We start from the raw sequence: 7283 nt of genomic DNA, 5'->3' as shown, positions 1-7283 counted from the left end.
GCGATAGTAATTGAAATGAAGTTGATTTTTAATAAAATTAGTAAAATCAAACCTACGATAGAAAAAACCGCAAAAAATCTCCATCTTTTTATATGTAACATATAACCCTCCCTTATGTAGCCTATTTCATCTTATATTTAATTATTTTTTTTGTAAATGTGGAACAACTTTATTGTTTAGGTTGTCTATTAAGTATTACAGCATGAAGAAAGGAATAATTAGCATGAAAATTTACTAGCAAGTTTATATGTAAGTTTAATAAGAGTCATTATACAGTTTAGCACTTCTCATGCAAGTGGCAAAAAAATAGAGAGAAAACAGGAAGGGAGAGTTATTAATTCCGTATCTAAACGAAAAGAGATGGTTGCTTACAAGGATTAAGCAAAAAATTGAGGCAATATTTATAACCGATTATCGGTATCTAATATATAAGGAATGCTTTTAGTATTTGTAGCAATTTCTGAAAGGATTAAATGGAGGATTTATGAAAGAACAAAAAGGCAAGAAGCAGAAGACATATATATCTATTCGATTAAATATAATGTTCCTTTGCATATTTGTACTATTCTCAGCTATTATTATGCAGCTAGGAAAGGTACAAATCGTTGAGGGAGAGGCTTATAAGAACCAAGTGGAAAGTAGTCAAAATGCAATAACTAGTATTCCAGTTCCACGTGGACAAATTTTAGATCGAGAAGGGAAAACAGTTGTTAATAATAAATCTCTTCGCACAATTACGTATACAAGGATGAAGGGAATTACGAGTGAAGATATTTTAAAAACAGCAAAAGACTTGGCGAAAGTACTTGAAATGCCTGAACAAGATATAAATAAATTAACAGATATCGATAAAAAAGATTTTTGGATGCAGTTGAATTCGAAACGTGCGGAGACAAAGATTACTAAGAAAGATATAGAAAAGTTTAAAGAAAAGGGTATAGAGGGAAAAGAGTTAGATAAAAAAATAGAAGACTTAAGACGAGGTCGTGTTACAGAGGTAGAATTAGCAGAATTAACAGCACAAGATTTAAAGGTGTTAGCTATTAAAAGTAAAATGAGTTCAGGTTATCAACTAACACCACAAATCATTAAAAAAGATGTAACAGATGAAGAGTATGCGCGGATAAGCGAAAATCTTGCGAATTTTCCAGGAGTAGATGCAACTGTTGATTGGGAACGTAATTATGTAAACGGTAATTTATTTCGTTCTGTATTAGGAAATATTACGAGTAGTGAAGAAGGATTACCGAAAGAAAATTTAGATTCTTATTTAGTACGTGGATATAACCGTAATGATCGTGTTGGAAAAAGTTATATTGAACAACGATATGAAGATGTATTACACGGCACAAAAGAAGAAGTGAAAAATATTACTGATAAATCAGGAAACATTGTTAGCACAGAAATAATCTCTAAAGGAAAAAGTGGTAATAGTTTAACATTAACGATTGATATGGAATTACAAAAGAAAGTGGAAGAAAGTATAGAGAAAAACTTGAGAGCTTTTAAGAGTTCAGAGCCACTGCTCGATCGAGCTTTTGTTGTCATGACGAATCCAAATAACGGACAAATTTTATCAATGGCAGGCAAAAAGATTGTAGAAAAAGAAGGGAAAATAGAAGTTGAGGATTTGGCATTAGGAAACATGACAACTTCGTATGAGCTAGGGTCAGCTGTAAAAGGTGCTACTTTATTAACTGGATATGAGACAGGCGCAATACATCCAGGAGATCAATTTTATGACGCGCCGATGAAATTTAAAGGTACACAAGCTAAGAAATCGTGGAATGTATCCGGATTTGGTAATATTAATGATTTACGGGCTTTACAAGTATCTTCGAATGTATACATGTTCCAGACAGCTTTAAAAATTGCGGGAGTTAATTACGTACCAAATGGCTCATTGGATATTAAGCAAGGAGCATTTGATACGATGCGCTATTATTTCAAGCAATTTGGTTTAGGTGTCCCAACAGGTATTGATTTACCGAATGAAATAATTGGACAAACGAGAAAAGTAGATAGTCAACCTGGGTTTTTACTAGATTTTTCTATCGGTCAGTATGATACGTATACGCCGTTGCAATTAGCGCAATATATTTCAACGATTGCGAATGGTGGTTATAGAATGCAACCTCAAATTGTACAAGAAATACGAGAACAATCAATAAAAGAAGAGGTTGGCAAAGTTATACGTTCCATAGAGCCTGTCGTATTAAATCGAATTGATATGAAGAAAGAACACATTGATCGGATAAAAGAAGGGTTTAGATGGGTATTCCAAGAAGGTGATGGAACTGGCGTGAAATATTTCAAAAACGCGCCATATAAACCAGCAGGAAAGACAGGAACAGCCCAAACTGTATATGGTGGAGATGACCCGATTGGTAGAAATGCAAAAGGAGAACGTATGGAATGTTACAACTTAACGTTAGTTGGATATGCTCCATATGATAATCCAGAAGTAGCATTTTCCGTAGTAGTTCCATGGCTTCATGATGATAAAAATGGAATTAATTCTATAATCGGAAAGGAAGTATTAGATGTATACTTTGATTTAAAACAGCAACGTATACATGGTGAAGCTACTAGTACAGGTAGTTCTAAGCAAAATTAGAGTACTTTTCTCAGGGAAAGAACCTGTTCATATAAAGCCATTTATAAGTAAAAAAATGAAATATGAAATAGGAGATAGAGGCGTCGTAGCTACTATCTCTTATTTTGTTAATAACTCTCATACTAGCTATAATTTTTTTAGTTTATGGAACAAATTTGGTTCGGTGATTGTCTATTATGTGTACGTATAAAAAGGTGCTAAAAATTTGGAAGGAATGATGATTTTGAAAAATAAGAGGATGCTAAAAATAGGAATATGCGTTGGTATATTAGGTTTAAGTATTACAAGCCTAGAAGCTTTTACAGGAGGGGCACTGCAAGTTGAAGCGAAAGAAAAGACTGGACAAGTGAAACATAAAAATCAGGCGACGCATAAAGAGTTCTCTCAACTTGAGAAAAAATTTGATGCTCGATTAGGTGTATATGCGATTGATACTGGTACAAATCAAACAATCTCTTATCGACCTAACGAAAGATTTGCCTTCGCATCAACCTACAAGGCTTTAGCTGCAGGAGTATTACTACAGCAAAACTCAATTGATACATTAAATGAAGTAATCACATTTACGAAAGAAGACTTAGTGGATTATTCACCTGTTACAGAGCAACATGTAGATACTGGAATGAAACTAGGAGAAATTGCTGAGGCTGCTGTTCGTTCAAGTGATAATACTGCAGGGAACATTTTATTTAATAAAATAGGCGGACCGAAAGGATATGAAAAAGCGCTTAGGCATATGGGGGATCGGATTACTATGTCTGATCGCTTTGAAACAGAATTAAACGAAGCTATTCCAGGAGACATTCGTGACACTAGTACAGCGAAAGCTATTGCTACGAATCTTAAAGCTTTTACGGTCGGAAATGCACTTCCAGCTGAAAAACGTAAAATTCTTACAGAGTGGATGAAAGGAAATGCTACAGGGGACAAACTTATTCGTGCAGGCGTACCAACTGACTGGGTAGTTGGAGATAAATCAGGTGCTGGTAGTTACGGGACAAGAAATGATATTGCTATCGTTTGGCCTCCAAATAGAGCACCAATTATCATCGCAATTTTATCTAGTAAAGATGAGAAAGAGGCTACCTATGATAATCAACTCATTGCAGAGGCAACTGAAGTTATAGTTAAGGCTCTTAGGTAATAGTATTTTAGTTTTCGCATTTTTAACATAAAAGTATTAAAAGTATAAAGTTAGAAAACGACTCTTTTCGTGTGATAAGAGTCGTTTTTGTGTTCTTATTATTAAAAAGGTAAAAGTAAAAATATAACGAATATATATGACGTATCTCATATGAAATTTTATGTACTGTATTATTTTATTAATTTAAATAAATTTCAAGAAAGTATAATATAATTCAGTTAGCATATAGAAGTGTTTGATGAGAATATAAAGGAGAAAATATGAAAAAAAAGATTAATAGAATCGTAATGATTATTTGTATATTAGTAGGTTTTACAATCTTTTTATATTTACAGAACAATTTAATAAGTATAACTGAGGTTAAAATAACCTCTAGTAAAATACCATCCTCTTTTAAAGGGTATAAAATTCTACAAATTTCAGACTTACACAATAAAAAATTTGGCGATAATCAAGATGTGTTAATTCAAAAAATAAAAAGTATAGACCCAGATATTATTGCGATTACGGGTGATTTAATTGACAGTAAATCATACGATGCAGAAGTTAGTATGCAATTAATACGAGAAATTGTAAAGAAGTATCCTGTATATTTTGTGACAGGAAACCATGAACAATGGTCTGGAAAGTATAACAATTTAGAAAAAGAGTTGAAGAAATATGATGTCAATGTTTTAAGGAATGAACATGTAGGCATTCGAAAGGGTGAGCAAGAAATAAACTTGCTAGGTATTGATGATCCAGAGTTTGTTACTGGAAACCGTGATGAAGGAAATATTATAATAGATGAAATTAAAAAAGCGAAAATTGAAATGCAGCCAGATAAATATAATGTATTATTATCCCATCGGCCTGAATTTATAAAGGAATATACGAATGAGAGGTTGGATTTGGTTTTATCGGGACATGCTCATGGAGGGCAAGTTAGATTGCCATTTATCGGTGGATTAGTTGCGCCAAATCAAGGTGTTTTACCTAAATATACAGCAGGTTTATATGTAGAACAAAATACATCAATGGTAGTGAGTAGAGGATTAGGAAATAGTATCATTCCGCAAAGAATTTTGAATAGGCCAGAGATTGTAGTCGTGCAGCTAAATTAAGCTGTACGATTTTTTTATACAATAATGAGTAAAGGGGCTTTATGTATTTTGCAGGAGTTAACATTACAATTTTGTTAAAAATTTTCTACGTTACATAAAGTAACAAAATTTGACCCTGAGTGTTTGTTATAGTGTAAATAATCAAAAAACTTAAAATTTGTCGAGTGAAAATTGTGATAAGTAATTCATGTAAAAAACTTAAAGGGGTGTACACATGCATAAAGAATATGAAATTGAAGAATACACGGCGATTGAGGAACAAATACATTATTATTGTAAATGTTTATTAGTAAGTCATCCTGATCAAATAATAAAATATTTAGAAAAAAGGTTAGAAAAATATGCAGAAACATTACAATATGCCCATTTATATCCTGACACAGTTATTTTACCGTTACAGCAATTAGTTATTGAATATTCTTTAGACGTTGCTAGAATTCGGAAGTATATGAATTTAAAAACGTAAAGTGAAATTTATAGTTTAAATGAAACAGAGTCGACTTTAGGAAATGAAATTCTAATGTCGACTCTGTTTCATTGTTTAATATCGTTGATTGAACATACATACTAATCAATGAAGTTTGACATATAATTAAGCAAGGGTAAAATAAAAGTGAGTACTCACTCATTTTATTGGAAAAGGAGGATGAAACGTGCAACAACCTTCAATTATTTTACGGACTGTATCAAAAAGTTTTGGGAAAAAAGAAGTGTTACACAATCTTTCATTGCAAGTTGAAAAAGCAGAGATTTTTGGTTTTGTTGGACCTTCTGGATCGGGGAAAACAACGCTCATTAAAATGATTGCAGGTATTAATGAGGCAACGAAAGGTGAAGTGCTTGTTAATAATACTAATATGCCTAATTTAAATGAAATGAAACGAATTGGTTATATGGCCCAGGCGGATGCATTATATGAAGAATTGTCAGCATATGAAAATGCAGATTTTATAGCAACGATGTATGGATTAAAGGGAAAAAGTAAAAAGACAAGAATTGCAGAGGTTTTTGAACTTGTACAATTGTCACAGTATATGAAAAAGCAAGTACAACAATTTTCAGGTGGAATGAAAAAACGCTTATCATTAGCAATAGCACTCCTCCATGAACCAGAAATATTAATTTTAGATGAGCCTACAGTGGGGATAGATCCGCTTCTTAGGAAAACGATTTGGGAAAAATTTTATGATCTTAAAAAGAAAGGCACAACGATTATTGTAACGACGCACATTATGGATGAAGCTGAATTTTGTGAGCGTCTAGGATTAATTAGAGAAGGGAAACTAGTTGCGGTTGGAACAACTGAAGAATTGAAAAAACGCGTGTCATCTGGACGGATTGAAGATGTCTTTTTGCTGGAAGAGGTGGTGCCATCATGAGAGTTACTGGTGTAATTATACGTATTATTCGTCAATTTTTTCGAGATAAGCGTTCGTTAGCAATGATGTTTGGAGCACCGATGTTATTACTTTGGCTTTTGTCACTAGTGTTTACACAGAAAGACTATATACCGCAAATTGCTGTTGTTGATATGCCTGCTCAAATAGTAAAAATGATGAAAAATCAAGAAGCGTCAATTTATGAATACAGTAAGGAAAAGGCGATTTCTGAGTTGGAAAAACAAAAGGTAGATGCAGTATTTCGTATAGAGAATGGAAAAATGAAACTTCTGTTGGAAGGTAGTGATTCGTCAAAAAATCGTGCTGTACTTCAAGTATTGCAAGAAAGCACAGAGAAGAATGATGTATCGATTATGAAACCTGAAGTAAATTATTTACATGGCTCTAAAGACTTTACGATGTTTGATGGGCTTGGTCCTGTATTAATTGGTTTCTTTACATTTTTCTTTGTATTTATATTATCAGGTGTATCTTTCGTAAGAGAACGTTTAAGTGGTACGCTAGAAAGGTTATTATCCACCCCAGTAAGAAGATGGGAAATAGTCGCAGGTTATATTATTGGTTTTGGAATCTTTGCCTTTATACAATCCATTATTATCGTAAGCTTTTCCGTTTATATTTTAGATTTATACGTAGCTGGCTCCATATGGCTAACGCTACTTATTACATGTATGCTCTCTTTAACTGCACTAACATTAGGTACGTTTTTATCGGCATACGCAAATAATGAATTTCAAATGATTCAATTTATACCGCTTGTTATTGTGCCACAAATCTTCTTTTCTGGATTGTTTCCATTGGAATCTATGAACAAGTGGCTACAAATGTTAGGGAAAGTATTTCCACTCACATACGGCGCTGACGCAATGAGACAAGTGATGATTCGGAATCAAGGGTTTACAGAGATTGCATTAGATCTTACTGTATTATTACTTTTTTCAATATTATTTGCAGTAGGAAACGTATTTGCTTTAAAGAAACATCGCAAAATATAATAATGACAAAAAGGAGCTTTATAA

At 33.0% G+C, this 7283-nt stretch carries 6 protein-coding genes; all 6 read left to right on the top strand.

From position 1 onward, the window contains the following. Positions 1 to 484 precede the first annotated feature (484 nt). The 6 genes from CN409_RS29720 (at position 485) to CN409_RS29695 (ending at position 7259) form a co-directional block, all read left to right on the top strand. Complete coding sequence (locus CN409_RS29720; protein WP_000662984.1) at positions 485 to 2617, top strand: peptidoglycan D,D-transpeptidase FtsI family protein; 2133 nt, start codon at positions 485 to 487, stop codon at positions 2615 to 2617. A gap of 217 nt (positions 2618 to 2834) precedes the next feature. Further along, positions 2835 to 3761, top strand: coding sequence for a class A beta-lactamase Bla1 (gene bla / locus CN409_RS29715; RefSeq protein ID WP_139788854.1), 927 nt, complete (start codon positions 2835 to 2837; stop codon positions 3759 to 3761). A 260-nt stretch (positions 3762 to 4021) separates the two neighbouring features. Continuing rightward, positions 4022 to 4864, top strand: coding sequence for a metallophosphoesterase (locus tag CN409_RS29710; RefSeq protein WP_000727189.1), 843 nt, complete (start codon positions 4022 to 4024; stop codon positions 4862 to 4864). Positions 4865 to 5078: 214 nt separating this feature from the next. Then, a complete protein-coding gene (locus CN409_RS29705) occupies positions 5079 to 5330 on the top strand; it encodes a hypothetical protein (RefSeq protein WP_000548621.1) in 252 nt (83 codons plus the stop codon). A 187-nt stretch (positions 5331 to 5517) separates the two neighbouring features. Next, positions 5518 to 6243: an ABC transporter ATP-binding protein gene (locus CN409_RS29700; protein WP_001187074.1), complete on the top strand. Its 726-nt coding sequence runs from the start codon at positions 5518 to 5520 to the stop codon at positions 6241 to 6243. Continuing rightward, positions 6240 to 7259, top strand: coding sequence for an ABC transporter permease (locus tag CN409_RS29695; protein WP_086391149.1), 1020 nt, complete (start codon positions 6240 to 6242; stop codon positions 7257 to 7259). Before CN409_RS29700 ends, CN409_RS29695 begins: the two co-directional genes overlap by 4 nt. Positions 7260 to 7283: the final 24 nt, after the last annotated feature.

It is taken from the genome of Bacillus sp. AFS012607 (genome assembly GCF_002558005.1).
In the GTDB taxonomy this organism is placed as follows: Bacteria; Bacillota; Bacilli; order Bacillales; family Bacillaceae_G; genus Bacillus_A; species Bacillus_A thuringiensis_S.
The sequence above is the reverse complement of the archived record's forward strand: the minus strand, read 5'-3'. Positions and strand labels throughout refer to the sequence as shown.

Coding starts and splice junctions, on each gene's coding strand:
- CN409_RS29695 (WP_086391149.1), top strand. CDS start 6,240: ATGAGAGTTACTGGTGTAATTATACGTATTATTCGTCAATTTTTTCGA.
- CN409_RS29710 (WP_000727189.1), top strand. CDS start 4,022: ATGAAAAAAAAGATTAATAGAATCGTAATGATTATTTGTATATTAGTA.
- bla (WP_139788854.1), top strand. CDS start 2,835: ATGATTTTGAAAAATAAGAGGATGCTAAAAATAGGAATATGCGTTGGT.
- CN409_RS29720 (WP_000662984.1), top strand. CDS start 485: ATGAAAGAACAAAAAGGCAAGAAGCAGAAGACATATATATCTATTCGA.
- CN409_RS29705 (WP_000548621.1), top strand. CDS start 5,079: ATGCATAAAGAATATGAAATTGAAGAATACACGGCGATTGAGGAACAA.